Here is a 24,035-nt window from a genome sequence, read left to right on the forward strand (position 1 = left end):
AAAGTGAGTGGTATTTTTGATCTTTCTTTAAAGGTACAAGCCAAACATATTGATGGTTTGGGTCATGTGAACAATGTGGTCTATGTGCAATGGATGCAGGATGTCGCATCAGCTCATATTGAAAAACTGGGCTTGGGACTCAAGCAATATGTAGAGCTGAAACATGCCATGGTCGCAGTTGAACATCAGGTGCAATATCGCAAGGCAGCTTTTGAAGGAGACGAGATTATTCTGCGCACTTGGCTGAATGATATCAATGCCCTGTATTCATTTCGACAATATGCATTTTATCGACCACAGGATCAGACCCTGTTGTTTAACGGCAGTACGCAATGGGCTTGTATCGAAATGGCCACGGGGCGTCCAAAACGTATGTCACCAACTTTTACTCAGGCTTATCAGCCACTTTCAGAGCATGTAAATCCTTTTGACTTTTCAACTTTACATCTGGATTAATGAGGCAACATTTTCCAGTTTGATCAGTACACTTTGATAATATTGAGGAAGAAGTGGAGCTGGGGAGCTATTTTCTAATCATGGTGATCCAGATTTCATCTGACTGAGGTGTACGCGACCTAGGGAATAAAGGAAAAAATATAATTCTTTTTCTAGATCACCATTCTGCTATAATCCTTCGCAATTTCTATTCGGCTTTTGTTATGTAATATTTTTAAATTACATAGCGTGTTTTTTCTCAAGGTAACCCATGGCGCAAGCTAAAAAATCTGTTGATATTAAAAACATTCGTAACTTCTCGATTATTGCGCACATTGACCACGGTAAATCGACCCTAGCGGATCGCTTTATTCAAACTTGTGGCGGCTTGCAAGATCGTGAAATGCAGGCTCAAGTCCTTGACTCAATGGAGCTTGAGCGCGAACGTGGGATTACCATTAAAGCCACTTCGGTAACCTTGTACTATACGCATCCCAACGGTCAAGAGTATCAGTTGAACTTTATTGATACACCGGGACACGTCGACTTCTCGTATGAAGTCTCACGCTCCCTTGCTGCCTGTGAAGGTGCCTTGCTGGTTGTAGATGCTGCGCAGGGCGTAGAAGCACAGTCTGTTGCTAACTGCTATACCGCAATTGAACAAGGTCTGGAAGTACTTCCGGTACTGAACAAGATCGACTTGCCGCAAGCTGAACCTGAACGTGTCATTCAGGAAATTGAAGACATTATCGGGATTGAAGCCACAGAAGCGCCGACCTGTTCTGCAAAAACAGGTTTAGGTATTGAAGGTGTGCTTGAAACACTGGTCAATGTAATTCCTGCACCTGAGGGGGATCGCGAAGCGCCGTTACAAGCGCTGATTGTGGATTCTTGGTTTGATAACTACCTGGGTGTGGTTTCTCTGGTTCGGGTCAAGCAGGGTCGAGTGCGTAAAGGCGACAAGATGTTGATCAAATCAACTGGTCAAACGCATATTATTACTTCTGTAGGTATCTTTAACCCGAAACATACTGAAACCGGTATGCTGGAAGCGGGCGAAGTTGGCTTTGTGATTGCTGGTATTAAAGATATTTTCGGTGCGCCAGTCGGTGATACGATTACACTGGCAGCAACACCTGAAGTGGCAACATTGCCGGGCTTTAAAAAGGTGAAACCACAGGTTTATGCTGGTCTATTCCCGATTGATGCCAGCGATTTTGAACCTTTCCGTGAAGCGTTGCATAAACTGCAAATCAATGACTCGGCCTTGTTTTTTGAACCTGAAAGTTCAGATGCACTCGGGTTTGGTTTCCGCTGTGGCTTCTTGGGCATGCTGCACATGGAGATCGTACAAGAACGTCTGGAACGCGAATACGATCTTGACCTGATTTCTTCTGCGCCAACTGTAATTTATGAAGCGGTGATGAAGAATGGTCAGACGATTTATATCGACAGTCCATCCAAAATGCCGGATGGTTCAACCGTTGAAGATCTGCGTGAACCGATTGCTGAATGTCATATTCTTGTGCCGCAAGAATACCTGGGTAACGTCATGACATTGTGTGTTGAGCGCCGTGGTGTGCAAAAAGACATGAAGTTTATGGCGAATCAGGTTTCTATTACTTTCGAAATTCCAATGGCCGAAGTGGTGATGGATTTCTTTGATAAATTGAAGTCTTGTTCACGTGGTTTTGCATCACTCGACTATAACTTTGTCCGTTTTGAAAGCTCCTCTTTAGTCAAAGTAGATGTCTTGATCAATGGTGAAAAAGTCGATGCCTTGGCGATGATCTGTCACCGTAACGATGCACGCCATCGTGGTATTGCACTGGTTGAAAAAATGAAAGACCTGATTCCACGTCAAATGTTTGATGTCGCGATTCAGGCGGCAATTGGTGCGCAAATCATTGCACGTTCGACTGTGAAAGCGATGCGTAAAAACGTATTGGCGAAGTGTTATGGTGGTGACGTGTCACGTAAGAAAAAACTTCTGTCTAAACAGAAAGAAGGTAAGAAACGCATGAAACAGGTGGGTAGCGTAGAAATCCCGCAAGAAGCGTTCTTAGCCGTATTAAAAGTCGAACGCTAAAATAATAAGGATATAAGCCCATGGATTTTGATTTTAATTTGATTCTTGTGCCTGCGACCCTGTTTTTTGTCGCAGTGTGGTTGCTAGACAAGTTTGTCTTGAAACAAAGAAAAACCCGAGGTAAGGGCCATGAGAATTTTATTATCACCTGGGCTTATGACTTTTGGCCGGTACTGACCATTGTGCTGGTACTGCGTTCGTTTTTATATGAACCTTTTAATATTCCATCCGATTCGATGGTGCCGACGCTGGAAACTGGTGATTTTATTCTGGTGAATAAATTTGACTATGGCATCAAACTGCCTATGGTCAATACCAAAATTATTGATACCGGCAGTCCGGAACGTGGTGATGTGGCGGTATTCCGTTATCCACCGCAACCGACCATCAGTTATATCAAGCGTATTGTCGGCTTGCCAGGCGATCATATTGTTTATGATTATGGCCAGTTGAGCATTAATGGTGAAAAAGTAGCGAAAGTTCCAGTAAAATTTAGCCGCGAAAAAGACCGTTTAGATACTCCAAATGCCATTTACCATAAAGAAACCCTGGGTGAGCATACCTTTACCATGCGTGAGCTGGAAGGCGTGAATGTCGCTCGTCAGGCACCTTTTATTAACTACTTGGAAAATGGTAAATATTCAGGTGAAAATGGTTTATATTGGGAAGTGAAAGTACCAGAAGGTCATTACTTTGCGATGGGGGATAATCGCGATCAGAGTGCTGACAGTCGTTTCTGGGGGCTTGTTCCGGAAGAAAACTTAACAGGTCGTGCCTTCTATATCTGGATGCATAAAGAACCTGGCTTTAAATTGCCATCGTTTGGTCGAAACGGAACAATCGATTAATTGTTTCAATCAGGAAAATAAAAATGAGACATCAACAAGGTGCTTCTTATATTGGGGTTTTAATTGCAATCGTGGGCTTTGCATTTCTTGCAAAAGTGGCGATTGCGGTGTGGGGACCATACTTCGATGATCGTATGGTCGATGGTGAGATTGAGGCGCTGTTAAAAAGTGCTCCAGCCAATATAACGCCAGAAACATTCCGTCAACAGATGAGTCAGCGTTTAGAAATGAATAATATTCGTGATCTGAAGTTTGACGAAATTGCCAAAGTCACCAATACCGATGGTTTACAGGTGCACAAGAATTATGAAATTCGTAAAAATTTCATAATGAATATCGATTTAGTGATGAAGTTTGAGAAAGAGTTTGATCAAAGCACAGTCAAAGCTAAATGATGAACGTCTTGCCAAACGGATCGGCTATCAGTTTAAACAGGCTGATTTGCTGAAACTGGCATTGACTCATCGTTCAGTCAGTCATAAACACAACTACGAGCGCCTGGAATTTCTGGGCGATTCTCTTTTAGGGATGATCATTGCGAATTATCTTTTTAATGCCTATCCAAACGAAAACGAAGGCCGGTTGACGCGTATGCGTGCAACCCTGGTTCGTCAGGAAGCATTAGGAAAAATCGCCAATGATTTAAAATTGAGCCAGAATTTAATTCTCAGTACTGGTGAATTGAAATCTGGTGGTCATCATCGTGAGTCTATACTGGCAGATACAGTAGAAGCCATTATTGGTGCAATTTATGTCGACTGCGGTGATCTCACCGTGCTAGAACCGATTGTGTTAAAATGGTACGAGCCATATTTAGATCATATTGAGCCGACAGATCAGCTTAAAGATCCTAAATCTCGCTTACAAGAGTATTTACAAGCACGTAAGAAACCTCTCCCAGTTTATGAGGTTGTAGATATTCAAGGTGATGCACCCAATCAGCATTTTAAAGTGGAATGCCAGATTGCGGGATTACCGACCATGCAAGGCGAAGGCGCGAGCCGACGTTTTGCTGAACAAGCCGTTGCGGCGGATATTTTGAAACTTTTGGAGCATAAGTCTTAATGACTACTCATTCCGATCACATTGATGCTGATCACGAGTCGCAAAGCGACAGTCACGACCTTATTAGTCAATTTTTTAGTGCACAAGGCACCGAAATCCCATCAGATTATCGTAGTGGTTTTGTGGCCATTGTCGGTCGCCCGAATGTGGGTAAATCTACCTTAATGAACCATATTCTGGGTCAGAAGCTTTCAATTACTTCACGTAAACCGCAAACCACACGTCATAAAATCGTGGGGATTGATTCACGTGAAAAATCTCAGGCTGTATTTGTCGATACACCGGGGATGCATAAAAAAGAAGTCCGTGCCATCAATAAAATGATGAACCGTGCGGCACATTCGGCTTTGCGCGATGTGAACTTGGTTTTATTCGTGGTGGATGCACAAAAGTGGACGCCAAATGATGACCTGGTACTAGAAAAGCTGAAAAATGCTGAAATGCCAGTCATTCTGGTGATCAACAAGCTGGATACTTTTGAAAACAAGAACGAAGCTCTGCCGCTGATTCGTGAACGCGAAAAGCTGATGAATTTTGCGGAAATCGTACCGGTATCTGCACTTCGTGGTGCCAATCTTGAACATTTACGTGACACGATTGCCAAGTATCTTCCGTTCCAACCACCACTGTATTCACTGGATCAACTGACCGATCGTTCAGAGCGTTTCCTGGCGTCTGAAATTATCCGTGAAAAGATCATGCGTCAGCTGGGTGAAGAGCTTCCATACGATTTGACCGTTCAGATCGAATCATTCAAAACTGAAGAGCCGGTCTTGAATGAAAAAACCGGTCGTATGAAAGCAGCCTGTACCTATATTGATGCCACGATTTTTGTTGATCGTCCGAGCCAAAAAGCCATTGTGATTGGCGAAAAAGGTGTCAAACTGAAAAAAATCGGTATGGATGCGCGTCTCGACATGGAAAAAATGTTCGAGCAAAAAATCATGCTGACCCTTTGGGTGAAAGTCAAAGGTGGCTGGTCTGATGATGAGCGTGCATTAAAAAGCTTAGGTTATAGTGATATCTAAGCGATAAGCTTGATAAGACCCTTCGAGGAATCTGTGATGATGAAAGTGTTGGCAGTGGTTGCATGTGTTTTATTTCTGCAAGGCTGTATTCATAAAGTGGTCACGGTTCCTGTCAAGGTGGCTTATAAAACCACAAAAGTCGCAGTGAAAGGTACAGCGGCTGTTGTGGGCGCAGTGATCCCGGATGGGGATGACGAAGAAGATGATAAAAAATCAAAAAAAGATAAGGATTAAAGTACCCGCTTATGCGTAACGAAGTACTGCATGGCTATCTGATTCATCATCGTAAGTACCGTGAACGCAGTCATATTGTGCATTTATTTACCCAAGAATATGGCAGGGTAGACGGCATTCTCAGGCAAATGCCACCACCGCAATATCAGCCCATTCGTTTGCAAGCTTCAGGTAAATCCGAACTCAAAAATTTTACTAAACTGGAAATTGTCAATCAGCCGATTTTCTTTTTTGGCGATGCCTTTTTTTCGGGTTTTTATCTGAATGAAATCCTGTTGCGGTTATGTCCTTTAGAAGTCGAAATGCCGCAAACTTTTGCCAAATATGCTGAGACTTTGACTGCATTGCAGCAGTTATCCGCACAATCCAATCCAAATTTATATTTAAAACAGATCTTGCGCCAGTTTGAGCATGTTTTGTTGGAAGAACTCGGTTATGGTCTGGATTTTTCGGTAGATGCCAATCAGGTGCAGATTGATCCACTACAGCACTATTATTTTCAGCTTAATGCCGGCTTTATGCCATCGGCCAAAGCCTTACGCTCCACCCTATCTGGTCAACAGATTTTAAGCATGTTGACGCATGAAAATGGTGGGGATTTTAATCCGGAACAGTTACAATTACTGACGAAACTGTATCGACAGGTGATCACGGCTTTGCTCGGTGATCGACCATTAAAAAGTCGACAACTCTGGATTCAAAACTCTCAATCTCAATCGTAGTTAGGAAAAGATTATGGCTGCATTACTTGGTGTCAATATTGACCATGTCGCAACATTAAGACAAGCACGTGGTACGACGTACCCAGACCCAGTCAATGCTGCGTTGATCTGCGAACAGGCAGGGGCAGAGGGCATTACCTTGCACTTGCGTGAAGACCGTCGTCATATTCAGGATGACGATGTACGTCGTATGCGTCCTGCGTTAAAAACCCGTATGAACCTTGAGTTGGCGGTAACAGATGAAATGATCGCCTTTGCCAAGGAAATCAAGCCACAGCATGTTTGCTTTGTTCCTGAAAAACGTCAGGAAGTGACCACTGAGGGTGGTCTGGATGTCGTGGGTAATTTTGATGCTGTAAAAGCAGCGACTCAAGAGCTGGCAGCGATTGGTTGTGATGTATCTTTATTTATTGATGCAGATTTTGCACAAATTGATGCAGCAGTTGCTTGTGGTGCACCGACGATTGAGATTCACACAGGCGCCTATGCCGATGCTGAAACGCCAGAAGCGCAACAAGCGGAACTTGAACGCATTGTGAAAGGTGCTGAATATGCTGCATCTAAAGGTCTGGTGGTAAATGCAGGTCATGGTTTAAATCTGGATAATGTAACGCCAATCGCCGCGATTCCGCAGATTCATGAGCTCAATATTGGTCATTCTTTAATTGCGGATGCGGTATTTGTCGGTCTGGCACAAGCGGTTCAGCAAATGAAAGCCGTGATTAAGTCAGCGCGTTAAGATTAGAGTGGTTATGTCGAATATTAATTATGATGAACTGATGCAGCCGGTGATTGCGTTCCTCGGTTGTGAAACACCACAAGCATGGCTGGATATGGCAGTCGAAAATCTTGAAATCTTAATGCAAGATCATGCCAACTGTGAAAAAAAAGCAGCCAGCACGGCCATGAACCTGATGTTCCGCTATAGTTATTTTGTTGATCTACAGGTAAAGCTTGCACAGCTGGTGCGTGAAGAAATGCTGCATTATGAGCAAGTACTTGAATTGATGAACAAGCGCGGTCAGGCTTGGCAAAACTTGAGTGCAGGGCGTTATGCCGGTGGTTTGCGTAAGGAAATCCGGACTTTTGAACCTGAAGCCTTGATTGATGTCTTGGTGATTGGTGCCTTTGTAGAAGCGCGTTCCTGTGAGCGTTTTTACGCGCTTGCTTCGCGTGTTGATGATGAATTGGCACGTTACTACCGCTACCTGCTCAAGTCCGAATCTCGCCATTTTGAAGACTATCTGGCTTTGGCGATGGATGTGGCTACCACAGCGAAACTGAAAAATCCGAAAGAGGATATTCAGGAGCGAATCCTGCATATTCGTGAAGTTGAAAAACAGCTAATTCTCACGCCTGATGAAACTTTCCGTTTTCATAGCGGTGTTCCGGCTCAAGCGGCTTAATCTCGGTGACAGCTTAAAAATCCTCCATCTATGGGGGATTTTTTATATCTCGAAATTTTAAAAGAGGGGTATTTATATATCGAGTTTTATGAGGGATTGAAAATAATTATTTATTTTAAATATTTGAAAATAACAAGCCGTCAAATTTTAAGTAATAAAAAAGCCCACTTCATTATGAGTGGGCTTTCTTGAATTTGGCTCTCCAACCTGGGCTCGAACCAGGGACCTGCGGATTAACAGTCCGTCGCTCTACCGACTGAGCTATTGGAGAATCTGAAAGCGATTATAGAGAGATTTTGACAGGGGTCAAGCAAAAATTATCATATTTATTATAAATACAGCCTGTCTGTTTTTAATTTAGGCAATTGCATAAATTTCACGAAAAATACTTGTCAGAATAAATTTCACTTGCTAGATTAAAACCATAAAGTCGTTTGACCAAATGGTCAAACAGTGTGGATTTAAACCTACTTGCCAGCACAAAAATGGCTAAACCGGAGACAGCGAATGAATACGCTCAGCATCCCTCAAATTTTCTCTCAACTGGCTTATTATCAAGAAAACTATCTGCAAATTATTGCTGATCCTGCACAGTATTATATCCCGGTTAAAGACGCTCATATCACGCTATGGCCCTTGGCGCAAAAATCACTTTATTTAGGTGATTTGCTGCAATTATGGTTTGCAGAAAAATGGTTGGTAGAAACTGAAAGTCAATTTAACTTTGAAGTTTTCCTGAATGCAGACTATCTGAAAGAGCAAGGCAAAGACCTTTATATCTATGCCATTTCTGGCAATCTTTTGACAGGTACTAATCAGTCTAAAGCGTGGCAAGCCTCAACAACACAAACACAAGATGTGGAATTAGCCAATGTTTCCAAGCATTATTTTGAGTTTCAAGGCTTAACTCGACCACGCTTGTCATTTGTTAAAGCAGGGCAGGCGAAAAGTAATATTATTTAAATGAATTACCTGATGAGTTGTGCAGGCTAGCAATTTCATTCAGTCCGAATAATCATACAGGTCGCAGTGGCATGAGCATACAGGCGACCTTCTTCATCCAGAATCTGACCTTCAGAAATACCTAAATTTCTACTGAGATTAATTGATTTTCCTACGGCTTTCAGTGGCTGATTCTGAGGTATGGGGCGGCACATCTTTACATTCAAATCAATGGTGCCATAACCGACACCTGCTTCAAGTAAAGTATGAATCGCGCAGCCTGTCACGGTATCCAAAACGGTTGCAGCAAAACCACCATGGACGCCGCCAAGCGGATTTAAATGTCGATGATCAGCTTTTACCTTAAATTCTACATGTCCGCTTTCAATCACTGCTGGTTGCATCGACATGGTTTCGCTAATACTTGGGGCCGGGATTTTTTCATCACGCATCGCTTCCAGTAATGCTAAACCGCTCATTTCTTTTGGGTTCATTGTAATTTTCCTGTCATTATTCTTGAGTTGTTGAGATTTAATTCAAAATTGTGACATCGATAATAGCAATCTGGTATAGGAATGGCGGATTATTTTGTAAGAATTACATTGCCTGCACCTGAGTAAAGTCATTTTTATAAAAAATAAGAAATAGAATAATTTATGGCAGGATACTGGTATACATTTCTAATGAAATATCTCAGATCTAAATAATCTGCCAAAAAAACGAATCTTATAAAAGAATTAAAAATCGAGTGATAGGGTAATGAAACAGTTTCTGCATCTTTGGGTGCTTATTTTTCTCAGTAATGCCATTATTATGCTAAGTAGTTTGTTCGACGTGATTTTTCTATCACATTTTTCACCTCAGCATGTGGCTGCATTGGCAGTCTGTTTGTCTGTTTATTCTTTGTGTTTCGTGACGGGTATTGGGGTGTTACAGGGCATGATGCAAGAGTTGGCAGAAGCCAATGGACGTCAGGATTATGCGGACATCCAACGTATTGTGAAGCAAAGTATTTTGATTGTACTGGTGATTTCTGCTGTTGCGATGTACTTGTTTAATCATGTGACTCCTTTGCTTGATTTTTTAAAGGCAGATGCGGCCTTACAGACATTGATTGTGCCATGTCTGTGGCTATTGGCTTGGACGATTCCAGCACATTTATTGTTGCGTATTTTATATATTTTAACCCAAGCCTGTGGGCAGGCTAAGCGCGTGTTCTACGCCAATATGATCTATTTACTACTCAAAGTAGCTTTGGCTTATGTCTTGATTTATGGCATTGAGGGTTATGTTGCAAGCTATGGGGTTGAAGGTGCATTCATAGCACATTTGATTGTGCAGTGGGTACTGTTGTTTGTTTACTATTTTTTCTTCCTTGAGCAGAAGTTAAAGATCCAGTGGTCTGGTGTTTTCTTTCACTGGCAGACTTTGTCGAAAATTTTAAAAATTGGATTGCCCAATGCGGTGGTGACTTTTGTGGATGTATTTGCCATCAGCGCGATTGCTTTGCTGATCTTGCCTTTGGGTGACATTGTAGTGAATGCACATTAGGTGATGCTTGGTTTATTGGGCCTGATGTTTATGTTGCCGATGTCGATGGCATCCGCCTTCGGTATTTTGGTGTCGACTAAAATCGGTGCGGAGCAGATTGATGCTGCATGGCAACTCAGTAAGCGGGCACTGATGGCTGTGATGCTAATAGCTATCGTTGTCGTGTTGACTATTTGGGGCTTAGATAGTTGGATTGTGGGGTTATTTAGCAATGATGCGCAGGTGATTGCATTAGCCTTGGCATTGATCTTGTTAATGTGTTGGATGCATATCTTTGATGCGCTACTGGTGATTAGTTTGGCAATGCTACGTTGCTGGCGTGAAATTGTCAGACCAATGTTTATTTTTATCAGTACGGTGTTGGTCGTGGGCTTAGGGGGTAGTTGGTATGTGGCGTATCATCCAATGACACTGTTCAATTGGCAAAGCAATGCATTGGGAATTCATGGTTTTTGGTGGATGTTGAGTATTGCGTACACGATTGCAGCAAGTCTATGTTTTGTTTGCTCATTAAATACTTGAGCTATAAGCGAATACGGCTCACTGTTTAATACATGTTGAAGAACATAAAAAAACCCGCGAAATTCGCGGGTTTTTTTATCTAGCAAGCTAGATTATTTTGCAGCTTTTTCAGCTTCGATTGAAGCAATCGCAGCATCAACGCCTTCGATAGAATCAGCAGCTTTTTTGATACGTGCAAGTGCATCAACAAGTACTTCGTCAGCCGTTGCGTAAGAGATACGCATGAAACCGCCAAGACCGAATGCATCACCAGGAACCACTGCAACACCAGTTTCTTCCAGTAACCATGCAGAGAATTCTGTGCAAGACTTAAGACCTTTGGCACGAATCAACGGTTTGATGTTGGCATATGCATAGAATGCACCATCAGCAGGCAGGCAAGAAATACCGTGAATATCATTCAAGCCTTTCACAACCAAGTCATGGCGACGTTTGAATGCTTCAATCATTGGCTCAAGAACGTCTTGAGGACCATTCAATGCAGCTTCAGCAGCAACTTGCGAAATAGAAGTTGGGTTTGAAGTCGATTGAGACTGGATCTTCTTCATTGCACCAATCAGTTTAGCAGGGCCCGCTGCGTAGCCGATACGCCAGCCAGTCATTGCATAAGCTTTAGACACACCGTTTAACACAATCGTACGGTCATAAAGGTCTGGTGCAACTGTTGCGATGTTGTAGAACTCGTCATCCCAACGGATTGGTTCGTACATGTCATCAGATGCGATAAATACTTCTGGGTATTTACGCAGTACGTCAGCGAGCGCTTCAAGCTCAGCTTTAGTGTAGATCATGCCTGTTGGGTTAGACGGGCTGTTTAATACCACTAGACGAGTTTTGTCAGTGATTGCAGCTTCTAATTGTTCAGGGGTGATTTTGAAACGTTGTTCTTCACCACATTTCACAATAACAGGAACACCTTCAGCGATGATCACCATGTCCGGGTAGCTTACCCAGAATGGTGCTGGGATGATTACTTCATCACCTTTATTTAACAAAGCTAAAGCTAAGTTAAAGAATGATTGCTTACCACCACAAGAAACCAGAATCTGGTTTGCTGCATAGTCTAGGTTATTGTCGCGTTTGAATTTAGCAATAATGGCTTTTTTAAGACCTGGCGTACCGTCAACAGCGGTGTATTTGGTGAAACCGTTGTTAATCGCTGCAATTGCTGCATCTTTGATGTGTTGAGGGGTATCAAAATCTGGTTCACCTGCGCCCAAACCAATCACGTTGTGACCTGCAGCTTTTAATTCAGCAGCTTTGTTGGTCACAGCAAGCGTAGGGGACGGTTTGATGGCATTCACACGATCAGAGAGACGTACGTCCACGGCAGTATTCCTTCTTATAGGGATTAAAAAATAAAAAGCACATTATCTTAGCCTAAAATGGTGCAGATAGGGCAAAAGAATTTGGAAAACTTTAAGGAAAAAATGGTGTATTGGCCGAACTTTATCTTGAATTTCGATGTGCTGGAAGCAGGCAAGGGGAGACTTTTTACATCTCGGTCATGCATATTGATGCATGAAATATAAAATAAAAATGGCCACTTTAAAGTGACCATTTTGTGTTGTTGATGTTGTGGTTACGCACTAAAGCGTGACAAATCTTCGTCCGGGCGTGCTGTTAAAATTTCCGCGCCGGTTTTAGTCACCAGAATTGTATGTTCATATTGTGCCGACAATGAGTGATCTTTGGTGACCACTGTCCATTTATCACCGAGTAATTTGGTTTTCCAGTCGCCGCCATTGACCATTGGCTCAATGGTAAAGGTCATGCCTTCTTCAAGCACCATGCCAGTATCTGGTTGACCATAATGCAGCACTTGCGGTTCGTCATGGAAAGTCGTACCAATACCGTGACCACAATATTCACGTACCACGCCAAAACGCTCAGATTCAACATACTGCTGAATGGCATGACCAATATCGCCAATAGTTGAACCCGGTTTTACAGTTTCAATACCCCGGTACATGGCTTCTTGCGCTACCTTACATAGACGGTTGGCAAGAATTGAAGTTTCACCACCCACGATATACATCATGTTGGTGTCACCATGGTAGCCATCTTTAATCACGGTCACATCAATGTTCAGGATGTCGCCTTTTTTCAATTTTTTACTGTCTGATGGAATGCCGTGACACACCACATGGTTTACAGAAGTACAAATAGTATGTTGGAAGGCAGGTCGACCCGGTGCAGCGCCATAGCCTAAGCATGCAGGAATTGCCTGTTGTTGATTGACAATATAGTCATGACAAATCGTATCAAGTTCCAGAGTGGTGACACCTGGAACAATATGCGGTTTGATCATATCCAAAACTTCTGCCGCCAGTCGCCCTGCCACACGCATTTTTTCAATTTCGTCAGGGGTTTTGATGAGTCGACGTGGAGCTTGATAAGTGTTGTTCATGATCTCTAAAAACTTTTGGAAATTTGTGTGTGACTATGGTATAAATAGCCGCCCATTTTATCAAATGCTTTTTCGTGAATAAATTTCACGGGCTTTGTGCGATGAGGCAAAAAAATCCGCACATATATCGACACATTACTCTGGGTGCCCTTTAGGGTGGAGAATGCGGGTATATGGAGGCCTAACCCAAACTTTAAGGTAAAGAAAATGGCAGATTACAACGTAAGCATGCGCGACCTTCTTCAAGCTGGCGCGCACTTTGGTCACCAAACTCGTTTCTGGAATCCAAAGATGCGTGATTACATCTTTGGTGCGCGTAACAAAATTCACATCATCAACCTTGAGCACACTGTTCCTGCGTTAAATGATGCTTTGAACTTTGCTAACAACTTGGCTAGCAAAAAGAACAAAGTTTTGTTCGTTGGTACTAAACGTGCAGCTTCTGCGATCATCCGTGAACAAGCTCAACGCGCTGGTCAACCATATGTAGATCACCGCTGGTTAGGTGGTATGTTGACGAACTGGAAAACACTTCGCCAATCTATCAACCGTTTAAAAGACCTTCAAACTCAATCTCAAGACGGTACTTTCGCTAAGCTGACTAAACGTGAAGCTCTAGAGCGTACTCGTGAGATGGAAAAACTTGAGCGTGGCTTAGGCGGCGTTAAAAACATGGGTGGTTTACCTGACGCATTATTCGTAATCGATGTTGATCACGAAGCGATTGCAATCAAAGAAGCTAAGAACCTTGGTATTCCTGTAATCGGTATCGTTGATACAAACTCTAACCCAGACAACGTAGACTACGTTATCCCGGGTAACGATGATGCGATCCGTGCAGTAACACTTTATGCTTCTGCTATGGCTGATGCGATTCTTGCTGGTAAAGAATATGCTCAATCACAAGCAAATGCACAAGCTAAAGCAGAAGAAGCTCCAGCTTCTGAGGCTTAATGCGTTTGACGCTAGCTTGTCATTTTTGCGACATGTGATGGTGGCAAAGTAAGCGTTATGTATGCAGGCGGCCCATGAGAACTCCTCTGGGCCGTTTCTGTTCTAAAAAGAATTCATTTTCTACCGAATTTAGGAGATAAACATGACTGCAGTTACAGCAAGCATGGTTAAAGAATTGCGCGATCGTACTGGTCTTGCAATGATGGAATGTAAAAAAGCTTTGACAGAAGCGGGCGGCGACGTTGAACTGGCGATCGACAACCTACGTAAATCTGGTCAAGCTAAAGCTGCTAAAAAAGCAGGTAACATTGCTGCTGACGGCGCGATCACAATTGCTCAAGACGGCAACAAAGCACTTCTTCTAGAAGTTAACTGTCAAACTGACTTCGTTGCAAAAGACGAAAACTTTGCTGGTTTCTCTGCGAAAGTTGCTGCTGCTGCACTTGCTGCAAACGTAACTGATCCTGCTCAAATCGCTGAATTGAAACTAGAAGATGGTGCAACTGTTGAAGAAGCGCGTATCGCTCTTGTTCAAAAGATCGGTGAAAACATCCAAGTACGTCGTGCGAAAATTGTTGAAGGCGAAAACCTTGCAGTTTACAAACACGGTCTTAAAATCGGTGTTGTTGTTTCTTACACTGGTGATGAAGCTACAGGTAAAGGCTTGGCAATGCACGTTGCTGCGTTCAACCCAGTTGCTGTAAATGCTGAAGGCGTTTCTGCTGAGCTTATCGCGAAAGAGAAAGAAATTGCTGAAGCGAAAGCACTTGAATCAGGCAAGCCAGCAAACATCGTTGAGAAGATGGTTGTAGGTTCTGTTGAGAAATACTTGAATGAAGTTGTGCTTGAGCGTCAAATGTACGTAATCGACAACGACAAGAAAGTTGCAGACGTTCTTAAAGCAACTGGTACTACAGTTGCAAACTTCGTTCGTTTCGAAGTTGGTGAAGGCATTGAGAAAAAAGCAGAAATGAGCTTCGCTGAAGAAGTTGCTGCTGCTCAAGCTGCTGCAAAATAATTCCTTAGGAATTAGAAAAAGCCCTATCTGATTGATGGGGCTTTTTTATGCTGATCTATTCTTCATCAGCAATTCAAGAGCAGGATTTGGGTCTAGTGATAGAGCTCAGATCATGTATTTATCATTTAATAAAAAAGTTATAAAAAATGCCAAATAAAACTAATCTGGGCATCGGTGCAGTCATTGCATTATTGATCGCTGCTTATCTGGGCCTGGATCTACAGCAATCCCAACCACTTATTCAATCTGCATCTGATACCACCACTGAAACACTTCATTCAGAGCCTAACTTAGCACCTTCTCAAGCCACTGATGATCTGGACCGAATTGTACGGGCGTTTCAACATCGCCAGAGTGATCTACAGGTCAGTTCAAGCGGGCAGGTGGTTGCTGTTTTACCAGATGATCATGAAGGATCGCGTCATCAAAAGTTTATCCTCGAATTACCAAATGGCCAAACTGTACTGGTTGCACATAATATCGATCTGGCGCCGCGTATTCAGAATATTCAAAAACAGGATCAGGTCGAGTTTTATGGAGAATATGAATACAGTGACAAGGGCGGGGTGATTCACTGGACGCATCATGACCCTGCGCGAAAACATGTCGATGGCTGGTTAAAACATCAAGGAAAAACCTATTAATAAGGTTCTTCTAATTGAATAAATCGAATATAGCGTTTAAACGCTCATAATTGCGCTGTTATGGCGTGATTTCCAGTTCGGTAGGATTTTACCTAAATAGGCATCCATGCACCAAATTGGGCCAATGAGGAGGAATTGGAGGTCTTTGAAGAATGAAGGCTTTTTACCTTCCACTTTGTGCCCATAAAATTGGCCAATCCAGGCCAAGACAAACAGGGCAATAAAGAAACCGGTACCGACTGGCAGAATCCAGATGAGCCAGGCCATGACCAAAGTCAACGTAGCCATCGCTACTGCCAAAACAAGATCTAGGCGTGCATAGAAGATAAAAGCCAAAACCAGTAGCAGGGTAGTCAGCAAAGCGCTGAAATGCGCCAGAATGCCAATAATCGAAAAATAGATAGTCGGTACACAGACCCAGTGAATCAGCTTATTGGTTTTATTTTGATGGCTGTCACTATATTCATCAAACCATTCAGATATTGTTTTCATTCTTCGCTCCATTCCATGAACATGTTTTGCTTATCTGGAAATATAAAGCAGAATCCGGATATGGTCAAAAGTTAATCATGCAAGCGAGCGAATTTTATCAGGCAGGATGAGCCTACCAAAATTTTCTTGAAAGAACTTTAAGATAGGGCGGAGCAGGAGCGTTTATATTCTTCTAGAAAATGAGCACAATAAAAAAGCCACATTGCTGTGGCTTTTGTTAAATGTGTTGCAGGTCAAATCTTAAGAATTTGGACCAGCGACACGTTCAATACTGACTTTTGCAGTACCTGCACTGGTAATACCCAACTGTTTCGCAGCACCGTAAGATAAATCAACAACACGGTTACCATGGAAAGGACCGCGGTCATTTACTTTAACCACGACGCTCTTGCCGTTATTGCGGTTAGTTACGCGAATATAGCAGTTCAATGGCAGGCTACGATGGGCAGCTGTCATTGCGTTCATGTCAAAGGTTTCACCGCTTGCAGTTTTACGGCCGTGGAATTGACGACCATACCAAGACGCTGTACCTGTCTGACTGAATTTACGTACAGTATTAGAAGCCACTGTATTCAGTTTTTCAATCACTGAAGGCTCTTCTGCAGGAAGTTCAATTTTCGCTGCAATGGTTTCACGGCGAACTTTATCGCCAGAACGCTCAGTGATTGAAAGGCTGTTCAAATTTGTGAAATTTGAATTGAAGCTTTGAGCTTCTTTATTGAGTACTCGCGTTGCAAGACGCGAATTGTCATTTTCATTGGTGAATGAAGATGACGGAACCATATCTGCCTGCGATTGCGTCAGCGTGACGATCGTGGCAATGGCCATAAAAGACTTCAAAATTGAAGAATGCATCGAATCAACTCCTAACAGCATATCTATTGGTTGTTCATAAATGGCTGAAAAACCATGTAAACATGCCTGATATTTAACTTATGCAACTACATTTAACGAAATGGATAATATTCATGCCGGCAATACCCTGTCTAGTGTTTAATTAAAATAGTTAAAAAAAGAACGCAAAATAAACAATTATTGATCAAAAAATAATCAACATTGTAACATAATATTAAAAATGCTTAAAATACGTACAAATTAACCCATAAAAATGTTGACTTTCATAATTTGTATTAATTTTTAGTGTTAACGGCTGGTAATTTCGGTACCTAATAACCACAAAGCAGTGGCATACATACGACTGCGATTATAAGTGGTAATCACTTGAAAATTTGGATAAGTGATATAGTAAATTGAGCCATAATTCTCTTGTAATTGAATTACATTGACCAGATCCAGATCGTCAATTTTTACGATTGGATTCATTGGGCTGATGCCTTGCGTTTTTAACACACCATAAGGCATAGGTTGAGTCAGATCCTTGGCAATCACGGCATCTGGAGTTGAACCGGTATAACGTGCCGGAAAGGCAATCGGCTGATTACGCTGCCAGCCATGCTGTGCCAGATAGTTGGCAATCGACCCAATCGCATCTACTGCTGAATTACGCAGGTCAATATGACCATTGCCATCGTAGTCCACGCCGAATTTGGGAATGTTGCTTGGCATAAATTGCGGATAACCGACAGCGCCAGCATAAGAACCCACTACAGAAGAGGTGGCAACACCATCTCTATATGACCAGGCAATTAAAGCAGCCAGTTCATCCTGAAAATATTGGGCACGACGTTCATAGCCAAACCCTAAGGTTGCCAGGGCATCACGAGTGACAAAAGAGCCCTTGTTGCTGCCAAAACCGGTTTCTACACCTAAAATGCCCAGAATGATCGATTGCGGTACACCAAACTGCTGTTCAGCACGGTTAAGCGTTTCTGCATATTGCTGTTTAAAGCGTACGCCGCGCTGAATAGTAGATTCAGCCAGAAAGTTAGTCTTATATGAATACCAAGGCTTACTTTCGCCTGGGCGATTCATGATATTGATGATATTGGGCAGGTTACGCGTCCCGCTCATGGCGGAATCTACTTGCTGGGCACTCAGCCCATAGCTCTGCATGGCGTTCTGCTTAAAACTGGCATAAGAGGGGTGATATTGGAAATCGTTGGCCAGACTCAAACTGCTGAGACCGAATGCGGTAAGTGCGATTGAAAGCTGCTTAAACTTTTTATAAAAATCCGATTTCAACATCTTGCTACGATTTCCAGTTTTTTTGATGAGTTGCTGGCGATGTCATTTGAATCATGCCATGAAAAAGATTGATAAAATTTTTTCAATCGTGAGGCTTAAAGTGCCAGATTAAAGATAACATTCGGATGAATAAGAGACCTAGCCGCTTATACAAAAATAGCGATGGATTGGCTATTTTTACGGCAGTCTGTCTTATAGAGCCGCTTATCTGTAACAAGCTATTTCACTGATCATAAAAAAGCCTGACCGAAGTCAGGCTAATTCCTCAAGATTTGTAGAAAATCTTGAAACCATGCTGTGCAAAACTATTCTGTATAGAACAAAGTGTCGTGATATTCGGCCATGGCGCGCAGCTCATCTTTATTCAAATTCAGAATGATTTTATCTGCTGCCATATTGATGGCCTTGATCACTGCAGATGCGCCAATATCTGCTGCCTTACGTTTGATCATGCCAAGATCCAGGGTTTTATTAAAGTCGACCATAAAATGTCGGACTGTTGCTTCACCAAATTGTTTGTACAGGTTACTGAACGCTTGTTTATCGATACTCTGACCGGCTTTAAGTTCTGCATAATGATGTTTTAAATTCGTCACCAGACTGGCATCCAGTGATTCACCAATGCGGAAATGTCCTTCAGGATCTTTAAACAGACTGCGCTCAGAGAATGCAATTGACTCTCTGACCACATCGTTCGGCGCTTTACTCAATAGCTGCTTCAGTAAAACCGCAACAGTCGACTTGATATAGCCAGCCAGTTTTTCCGCAGTATCACGTTTATCGCTGGCAGGAAAGCGACGCACCAGCTCGGTAAGAATCGCATCAATAATTTCATCATTAATCATTAATGCGGTTTTATCACGCAATGGGTAAAGCGGCTCACTTGAATTTTTGTTTTTTTGTGCAGTCTGAATTGTATTTAAAAGCTCTGCAGAAGGAATAAACCCAAAAAATGGCATTGTTCAACCTCAATGTTTTTTATTGTCGCGCTAAACGAATAGGGCGAGGCATCCATGTTAAATCCGATACACGGCAAGGGTTGATATCCAATCCACCACGGCGTGTATAGGTTGCGTAGACCATCAGCTTTTCCGGTTTCAGTTGCTGCCAGATATCGGCGAACATCTGCTCCACACATTGTTCGTGGAAACCATTATGCTGACGGTAGGAAATAATATAAGCTAAAATACTCTTATAACAAGGTTTTTTACCCTGATAACGTATAAAAACTGTTCCCCAGTCCGGCTGGCCAGTGACAGGGCAGTTACTTCTGAGTAAATGTGAATACAGCTGTATTTCGCCTTCTGCTGCATCCTTCGAATCCAAAGCCAATAAACTGGCATCTGGATGATTTTCCAGACGCTCAGGTGTAAGCTCATCAATACAGATACCTTCCGGCTTGCTGATTTCTAACTCATCAACCTGAAACAGTTGCAGTTTGACTTCAGCTTCAGCCGCAGCAGATAAATCTTTTTCTGCGGTCGCGATAAAGGCCTCTTTAGATGCAAACTTGGCAAAATTCAGGCTATTGAAATACAGCTTCAAGGATTTGGATTCAATCAGATTTGGCGAAGACGCTGGCAAGCTAATGCGGCCAATAGCCACTTGCGGCACACCGGTTGAATTTAACCAGGAAATTTCAAATACATGCCACCAGTCTGCACCTTGCTGAATCGCTTCGACATGTGCGTATTGTTCACGGGCAGGCGCGCGCGAAATCGGAAACAGAACACCAGGCTGATATTCTGTCGGGTAATTGGTGTCTTTACCAAGGAGAGATTGTTCTACACTCATTATTCACGCATTCCTGAACCACGGGAGAGTAAATGATAGGCCACTGCATACAGCACGGCGCAACACAAGGTAATCACTGTCAGTGAAATGGCAACATTGACATCGCTATGTCCTAAAATGCCATAGCGGAACGCATTGACCATATACACGACAGGATTAATTAAAGATAAATTTTGCCAGAATGGGCTTAAGCTCGAAATAGCATAAAACACACCACCTAAATAGGTCAGTGGTGTTAAAACAAAAGTCGGGATGATCGAGATATCATCGAAAGATTTGGCATAGACGGCATTGATAAAACCACCCAAGGAAAACAGCAGGGAAGTAATCAAGACTGTATATATAGTCACAAACCAGTTGGTGATGTATAAATCGGCAAAAAATAAGCTCACGGCACTGACAATGATTGCCACCAGTATCCCACGAATCACACCGCCCAATACATGCCCCCATAAAATGGCATGCATCGGTACCGGACTCATGATCAGTTCTTCAATGCTTTTCTGGAATTTTGAGCTGAAGAAACTAGACGAGACGTTGGCATAGCTGTTGGTGATCACGGCCATCATAATCAGACCGGGCACAATGAACTCCATATAACTATAGCCGCCCATTTCTCCAATGCGTGAACCGACCAGATTACCGAAGATCACAAAGTACAGGCTCATGGTGATTGCAGGTGGCAACAGGGTCTGTGGCCAGATGCGCATAAAGCGACGCACTTCTTTATAGATAATGGTATATAAAGCTACGCTGAGTTGATTAATGTTCATTGCGCAGCTCCATCCAGATTTTTCTCGACCATTTTCACAAAAAGTTCTTCCAGACGGTTGGATTTATTGCGCATACTGCGTACCTGAATATTTTGTGATTCCAGCAATTGGAACAGATCATTTATGCTATGTGCCTTGTCCATAGTGATTTCTAAGGTCATCGGATCGATCAGGTTAAAACGCACGCCGATGATATCCAGATGCAAAGGTTCAATCGGTTCGGCCAGATCAAAAATAAACGATTCTTCATTGAGCTGACTCAGGAAGCTTTTCATGGTGGTGTCTTCTTTAATCACACCGCGATCAATAATCGCAATACGGCGACACAGCATTTCTGCTTCTTCTAGATAATGTGTGGTCAGAATGATGGAAGTGCCTTTTTCATTCATCTCGTTCAAAAATTCCCACATCGAACGACGCAACTCGATATCAACACCAGCCGTCGGTTCATCCAGAATCAGCAGTTTCGGTTCGTGCATCATGGCACGCGCGATCATCAGGCGACGTTTCATCCCGCCCGATAACATGCGGGCCTGAGTGGCACGCTTTTCCCATAAACCCAGTTTGGTCAGATAAAGCTCCGCCCGTTCCTGTGCAATTTTTTTAGGAATGCCGTAATAGCCTGCCTGAGTCACCAAAATATCAAAGGTTTTTTCAAACTGGGCAAAGTTGAATTCCTGAGGTACTACACCTAGGCACTGTTTGGCCTGAGAGGGGTGGGTATCCAGATTATGACCAAAAATTTCGACTGTACCGGAGGTTTTTTTTGTTAATGAGCTGATAATACCGATGGTAGTAGATTTTCCTGCGCCATTAGGACCCAATAGCGCATAAAATTCACCTTCTGGTACATTTAAGTTAATTCCTTTCAATGCCTGAAAGCCATTGCGATAGGTCTTTGACACATCCCTTAAGATCAGTGCATCAGTCATGAATATCTCAAATGGTGAAAAGTTGAGATATTGTGAGTGATCTCGCAAAATAAGCCAAGTGATTCACACGCAATTCTGTGTTGCTGTTTTGGAACATTGTATAAAGCTTAAGCATAAAAATGATGAAGTTAGAGATAGTTGCTTTACCTTATGCTTTTTTTTGTTATGATGTGCGCGATCCAAAAAAGATGCGCTCATAGCTCAACTGGATAGAGTACAGGTCTCCGAAGCCTGTGGCGTGGGTTCGAGTCCCGCTGAGCGCACCATTTATTTAATCTATAAATCTGAAAAATAAATCAAATTAGTAACGCACACAGTTACGACCATCATCTTTCGCCCGATAAAGATTGTTATCGGCAATTTTCAAAACGTCTAGAATATTTTTAGAACTGTCTGGCCAAGAAGCAATACCAATCGAAATGCTAATGTGACCTATGTCCTGAATCTCTTTACCTGCAATTTCTTTTCTGAACCTTTCTGCGCTTTCATAAACTTCAGTGAGATTGCTGTTCGGTATAATAATGATAAATTCTTCACCACCGTAGCGGCAGCAAATATCATCTTTACGAAATTTTTGCTGCATCGTCTTGGCAATATGCTTTAAGACAACATCACCTTGATCATGACCGTAATTGTCATTAATGTTTTTAAAATGATCAACATCCATCAGAAGCACTGAAAAAGGGATGTTCATTTTCATGTTTTGAGTCATGACATAATTCAAACCACGACGATTCATCAAGCCGGTTAAAGGATCTGTATTAATATGATGATCCATCTTGCTCATTTGTTGTGAAAATTTTCGAACACTCAGCAGTAGGGCTAACTTGAATTTTGTGACCTCATAGTACCAGGGCTGGATATCCTTAATTTTTGAGCCGATTTCTGCCTGATTCAGTAAACTCGCCATATCTGCCAGTTGGTTCAATGGGGCCGAGATAGAATCAGACAGTCGCCATACAATATAAAAAACAAGCAGATAAAATAAAAAGAATCCTGCGGCTAATTTATAGAGGATAGAATTCGCCTGTTTAAGTAAGTCATGGGTAGGTTGCTGGGAAACCACGATCCAGTTTGAAGTCGGAATATGAGAAAAACCTGCCAGATTATCAACGCCCTGGCTGTTGATTAAACGAATTTGACCATTTTTATGCGCATGCATATATTCCAGACCAGTATTATTGCTGGCCCATTGCCCAATTCTTTCACGATCCGGATGAAAAATAATTTTATTTTCATTGTTAATCACATACATATAACTATTCTTATAATTTTTATAAGTGGTTAGGAGTTGATTGATCACATTTTTTTCTTTTAAATAAATCGCTGAACCGATGAAGCCCTGATAGTGATTTGACTTGTCAAAAATAGGTTGAGATATAAACACGATCATGTTTTTTTGCACAGAAAAATAGGGTGAAGATATATAAGTCGATTTTTTATGCAGAGAGTCAATAATCCCTTGAGTATGTTGTATTTTGCTTTTATCAATATGCAGAATATTCGGCGAAAAGTTTATTAGTCTGCCTTGGGTATCACTGATTACGACACTGTTATAGTGTTCAGACTGATATTTTAATTTATTGACCTCGGCTTCTCTTAGTTCATTGTTATTAAAGTCTTGACCTAATATCTTGGCGCTATAGTCCAGTTCAAGAAGCATATTTCTAAAATGGTTGTCTGTGCTTAATGCGATTTTATGTGCATGATCAGAGTTTAAGGCAAGAGAGTTGTCGATTAACTGATTTTTTACGATCTGATAGCTAATAATGAGAGAAATAATAAAAAGGCTAGATACACTAAAAATAGCCAATAAAAGTATTAACTGCCTTAAATTGAGATCAAGGTGTTTCCTAAAATTATTAGCTGACATAAAAAATTAGATATATCTCGATGTATTTATGAGCATTGTATTGCATTTATATTCAATGTTTAAGGTTGATATAAAATTAAATTTCCATTAGGTGGGAGTTTTTATTTCGATCAAATTCAGAATTTATAGGTCGCTTGGCTGTAAATAGGGTGAATTTG

At 42.1% G+C, this 24,035-nt stretch carries 27 protein-coding genes and 2 tRNA genes; 17 read left to right on the plus strand and 12 right to left on the minus strand.

Going from position 1 to position 24,035, the window contains the following annotated elements; genetic code table 11:
• Positions 1 to 3: 3 nt before the first annotated feature.
• From NI455_RS00135 to NI455_RS00180, 10 genes are all read left to right on the plus strand, one after another.
• Positions 4 to 456, plus strand: coding sequence for an acyl-CoA thioesterase (locus NI455_RS00135; protein WP_004645622.1), 453 nt, complete (start codon positions 4 to 6; stop codon positions 454 to 456).
• A 250-nt stretch (positions 457 to 706) separates the two neighbouring features.
• Entirely contained in the window at positions 707 to 2,524 is a 1,818-nt protein-coding gene (gene lepA / locus NI455_RS00140; protein ID WP_004731667.1) for a translation elongation factor 4, read from the plus strand.
• Positions 2,525 to 2,544: 20 nt separating this feature from the next.
• Positions 2,545 to 3,372, plus strand: a complete 828-nt coding sequence (lepB, locus tag NI455_RS00145) for a signal peptidase I (protein ID WP_253111880.1) — start codon at positions 2,545 to 2,547, stop codon at positions 3,370 to 3,372.
• A 23-nt stretch (positions 3,373 to 3,395) separates the two neighbouring features.
• Positions 3,396 to 3,767 (plus strand): DUF4845 domain-containing protein, encoded by a 372-nt coding sequence (locus NI455_RS00150; RefSeq protein ID WP_004645621.1) that lies wholly within the window; start codon positions 3,396 to 3,398, stop codon positions 3,765 to 3,767.
• The gene (gene rnc / locus NI455_RS00155) at positions 3,739 to 4,437 is read left to right on the plus strand and encodes a ribonuclease III (RefSeq protein ID WP_005247509.1); all 699 of its coding nucleotides are present in this window, start codon (positions 3,739 to 3,741) and stop codon (positions 4,435 to 4,437) included. Before NI455_RS00150 ends, rnc begins: the two co-directional genes overlap by 29 nt.
• Positions 4,437 to 5,465 carry a GTPase Era gene (gene era / locus NI455_RS00160; RefSeq protein ID WP_004279061.1) on the plus strand — a complete coding sequence of 343 codons (1,029 nt, stop codon included), beginning with the start codon at positions 4,437 to 4,439 and terminating at the stop codon, positions 5,463 to 5,465. The genes rnc and era overlap by 1 nt, the downstream gene beginning before the upstream one ends.
• A gap of 36 nt (positions 5,466 to 5,501) precedes the next feature.
• A complete protein-coding gene (locus tag NI455_RS00165; RefSeq protein ID WP_004645619.1) occupies positions 5,502 to 5,699 on the plus strand; it encodes an NF038104 family lipoprotein in 198 nt (65 codons plus the stop codon).
• An 11-nt stretch (positions 5,700 to 5,710) separates the two neighbouring features.
• Positions 5,711 to 6,421, plus strand: a complete 711-nt coding sequence (recO, locus tag NI455_RS00170; RefSeq protein WP_253111882.1) for a DNA repair protein RecO — start codon at positions 5,711 to 5,713, stop codon at positions 6,419 to 6,421.
• Between the two features lie 13 nt (positions 6,422 to 6,434).
• The gene (gene pdxJ / locus NI455_RS00175; protein WP_164542953.1) at positions 6,435 to 7,160 is read left to right on the plus strand and encodes a pyridoxine 5'-phosphate synthase; all 726 of its coding nucleotides are present in this window, start codon (positions 6,435 to 6,437) and stop codon (positions 7,158 to 7,160) included.
• Positions 7,161 to 7,173: 13 nt separating this feature from the next.
• On the plus strand, positions 7,174 to 7,827 hold the full coding sequence (locus NI455_RS00180) for a MiaE family protein (protein WP_005247503.1): 654 nt from the start codon (positions 7,174 to 7,176) through the stop codon (positions 7,825 to 7,827).
• Positions 7,828 to 8,022: 195 nt separating this feature from the next.
• Here NI455_RS00180 and NI455_RS00185 read toward each other — a convergent pair.
• Positions 8,023 to 8,098: transfer RNA gene (locus tag NI455_RS00185), tRNA-Asn, on the minus strand.
• Positions 8,099 to 8,334: 236 nt separating this feature from the next.
• On the opposite strand from NI455_RS00185, the gene NI455_RS00190 reads away from it, so the two are divergent.
• Positions 8,335 to 8,790 carry a hypothetical protein gene (locus NI455_RS00190; RefSeq protein ID WP_005247501.1) on the plus strand — a complete coding sequence of 152 codons (456 nt, stop codon included), beginning with the start codon at positions 8,335 to 8,337 and terminating at the stop codon, positions 8,788 to 8,790.
• Positions 8,791 to 8,825: 35 nt separating this feature from the next.
• Here the strand turns inward: NI455_RS00190 and NI455_RS00195 are convergent, their stop codons facing one another.
• Positions 8,826 to 9,263 carry a PaaI family thioesterase gene (locus tag NI455_RS00195; protein ID WP_253111885.1) on the minus strand — a complete coding sequence of 146 codons (438 nt, stop codon included), beginning with the start codon at positions 9,261 to 9,263 and terminating at the stop codon, positions 8,826 to 8,828.
• Between the two features lie 265 nt (positions 9,264 to 9,528).
• Here NI455_RS00195 and NI455_RS00200 point away from each other — a divergent pair, with 265 nt between their 5' ends.
• Both NI455_RS00200 and NI455_RS00205 read left to right on the plus strand, forming a co-directional pair.
• Positions 9,529 to 10,320, plus strand: a complete 792-nt coding sequence (locus NI455_RS00200; protein ID WP_253111887.1) for an MATE family efflux transporter — start codon at positions 9,529 to 9,531, stop codon at positions 10,318 to 10,320.
• A 3-nt stretch (positions 10,321 to 10,323) separates the two neighbouring features.
• Positions 10,324 to 10,842 (plus strand): MATE family efflux transporter, encoded by a 519-nt coding sequence (locus NI455_RS00205; RefSeq protein WP_253111889.1) that lies wholly within the window; start codon positions 10,324 to 10,326, stop codon positions 10,840 to 10,842.
• A 92-nt stretch (positions 10,843 to 10,934) separates the two neighbouring features.
• Here the strand turns inward: NI455_RS00205 and NI455_RS00210 are convergent, their stop codons facing one another.
• Both NI455_RS00210 and map read right to left on the minus strand, forming a co-directional pair.
• Positions 10,935 to 12,170 (minus strand): pyridoxal phosphate-dependent aminotransferase, encoded by a 1,236-nt coding sequence (locus NI455_RS00210; protein WP_005103791.1) that lies wholly within the window; start codon positions 12,168 to 12,170, stop codon positions 10,935 to 10,937.
• A gap of 254 nt (positions 12,171 to 12,424) precedes the next feature.
• Positions 12,425 to 13,252, minus strand: a complete 828-nt coding sequence (map, locus tag NI455_RS00215; protein WP_004279051.1) for a type I methionyl aminopeptidase — start codon at positions 13,250 to 13,252, stop codon at positions 12,425 to 12,427.
• A 207-nt stretch (positions 13,253 to 13,459) separates the two neighbouring features.
• On the opposite strand from map, the gene rpsB reads away from it, so the two are divergent.
• The 3 genes from rpsB (at position 13,460) to NI455_RS00230 (ending at position 15,868) form a co-directional block, all read left to right on the plus strand.
• Positions 13,460 to 14,206, plus strand: coding sequence for a 30S ribosomal protein S2 (gene rpsB, locus NI455_RS00220; protein ID WP_004279050.1), 747 nt, complete (start codon positions 13,460 to 13,462; stop codon positions 14,204 to 14,206).
• 142 nt (positions 14,207 to 14,348) lie between these two features.
• Positions 14,349 to 15,224: a translation elongation factor Ts gene (gene tsf, locus NI455_RS00225; RefSeq protein ID WP_004279049.1), complete on the plus strand. Its 876-nt coding sequence runs from the start codon at positions 14,349 to 14,351 to the stop codon at positions 15,222 to 15,224.
• Between the two features lie 146 nt (positions 15,225 to 15,370).
• A complete protein-coding gene (locus tag NI455_RS00230) occupies positions 15,371 to 15,868 on the plus strand; it encodes a DUF3465 domain-containing protein (RefSeq protein ID WP_253111890.1) in 498 nt (165 codons plus the stop codon).
• A gap of 36 nt (positions 15,869 to 15,904) precedes the next feature.
• Here NI455_RS00230 and NI455_RS00235 read toward each other — a convergent pair whose 3' ends face one another.
• From NI455_RS00235 to NI455_RS00265, 7 genes are all read right to left on the minus strand, one after another.
• The gene (locus tag NI455_RS00235; RefSeq protein WP_253111893.1) at positions 15,905 to 16,360 is read right to left on the minus strand and encodes an Mpo1 family 2-hydroxy fatty acid dioxygenase; all 456 of its coding nucleotides are present in this window, start codon (positions 16,358 to 16,360) and stop codon (positions 15,905 to 15,907) included.
• A 240-nt stretch (positions 16,361 to 16,600) separates the two neighbouring features.
• Positions 16,601 to 17,215, minus strand: coding sequence for a septal ring lytic transglycosylase RlpA family protein (locus NI455_RS00240; RefSeq protein ID WP_004279046.1), 615 nt, complete (start codon positions 17,213 to 17,215; stop codon positions 16,601 to 16,603).
• A gap of 288 nt (positions 17,216 to 17,503) precedes the next feature.
• On the minus strand, positions 17,504 to 18,505 hold the full coding sequence (gene mltB / locus NI455_RS00245; protein ID WP_253111895.1) for a lytic murein transglycosylase B: 1,002 nt from the start codon (positions 18,503 to 18,505) through the stop codon (positions 17,504 to 17,506).
• Positions 18,506 to 18,810: 305 nt separating this feature from the next.
• Complete coding sequence (locus tag NI455_RS00250; protein ID WP_005247485.1) at positions 18,811 to 19,464, minus strand: hypothetical protein; 654 nt, start codon at positions 19,462 to 19,464, stop codon at positions 18,811 to 18,813.
• A 19-nt stretch (positions 19,465 to 19,483) separates the two neighbouring features.
• Entirely contained in the window at positions 19,484 to 20,299 is an 816-nt protein-coding gene (gene queF, locus NI455_RS00255; RefSeq protein WP_253111896.1) for an NADPH-dependent 7-cyano-7-deazaguanine reductase QueF, read from the minus strand.
• Positions 20,299 to 21,072 (minus strand): ABC transporter permease, encoded by a 774-nt coding sequence (locus tag NI455_RS00260; protein WP_004279041.1) that lies wholly within the window; start codon positions 21,070 to 21,072, stop codon positions 20,299 to 20,301. The genes queF and NI455_RS00260 overlap by 1 nt, the downstream gene beginning before the upstream one ends.
• Positions 21,069 to 22,004 carry an ABC transporter ATP-binding protein gene (locus tag NI455_RS00265; RefSeq protein WP_253111898.1) on the minus strand — a complete coding sequence of 312 codons (936 nt, stop codon included), beginning with the start codon at positions 22,002 to 22,004 and terminating at the stop codon, positions 21,069 to 21,071. Before NI455_RS00265 ends, NI455_RS00260 begins: the two co-directional genes overlap by 4 nt.
• Before the next feature lie 190 nt (positions 22,005 to 22,194).
• Here NI455_RS00265 and NI455_RS00270 point away from each other — a divergent pair.
• A tRNA-Arg gene (locus tag NI455_RS00270) sits at positions 22,195 to 22,270 on the plus strand.
• A gap of 35 nt (positions 22,271 to 22,305) precedes the next feature.
• Here NI455_RS00270 and NI455_RS00275 read toward each other — a convergent pair.
• Complete coding sequence (locus tag NI455_RS00275) at positions 22,306 to 23,877, minus strand: sensor domain-containing diguanylate cyclase (RefSeq protein WP_253111900.1); 1,572 nt, start codon at positions 23,875 to 23,877, stop codon at positions 22,306 to 22,308.
• Between the last annotated feature and the right edge of the window lie 158 nt (positions 23,878 to 24,035).

The sequence above is a fragment of the Acinetobacter lwoffii genome (assembly GCF_024129435.1).
GTDB classification, from domain to species: domain Bacteria; phylum Pseudomonadota; class Gammaproteobacteria; order Pseudomonadales; family Moraxellaceae; genus Acinetobacter; species Acinetobacter lwoffii_F.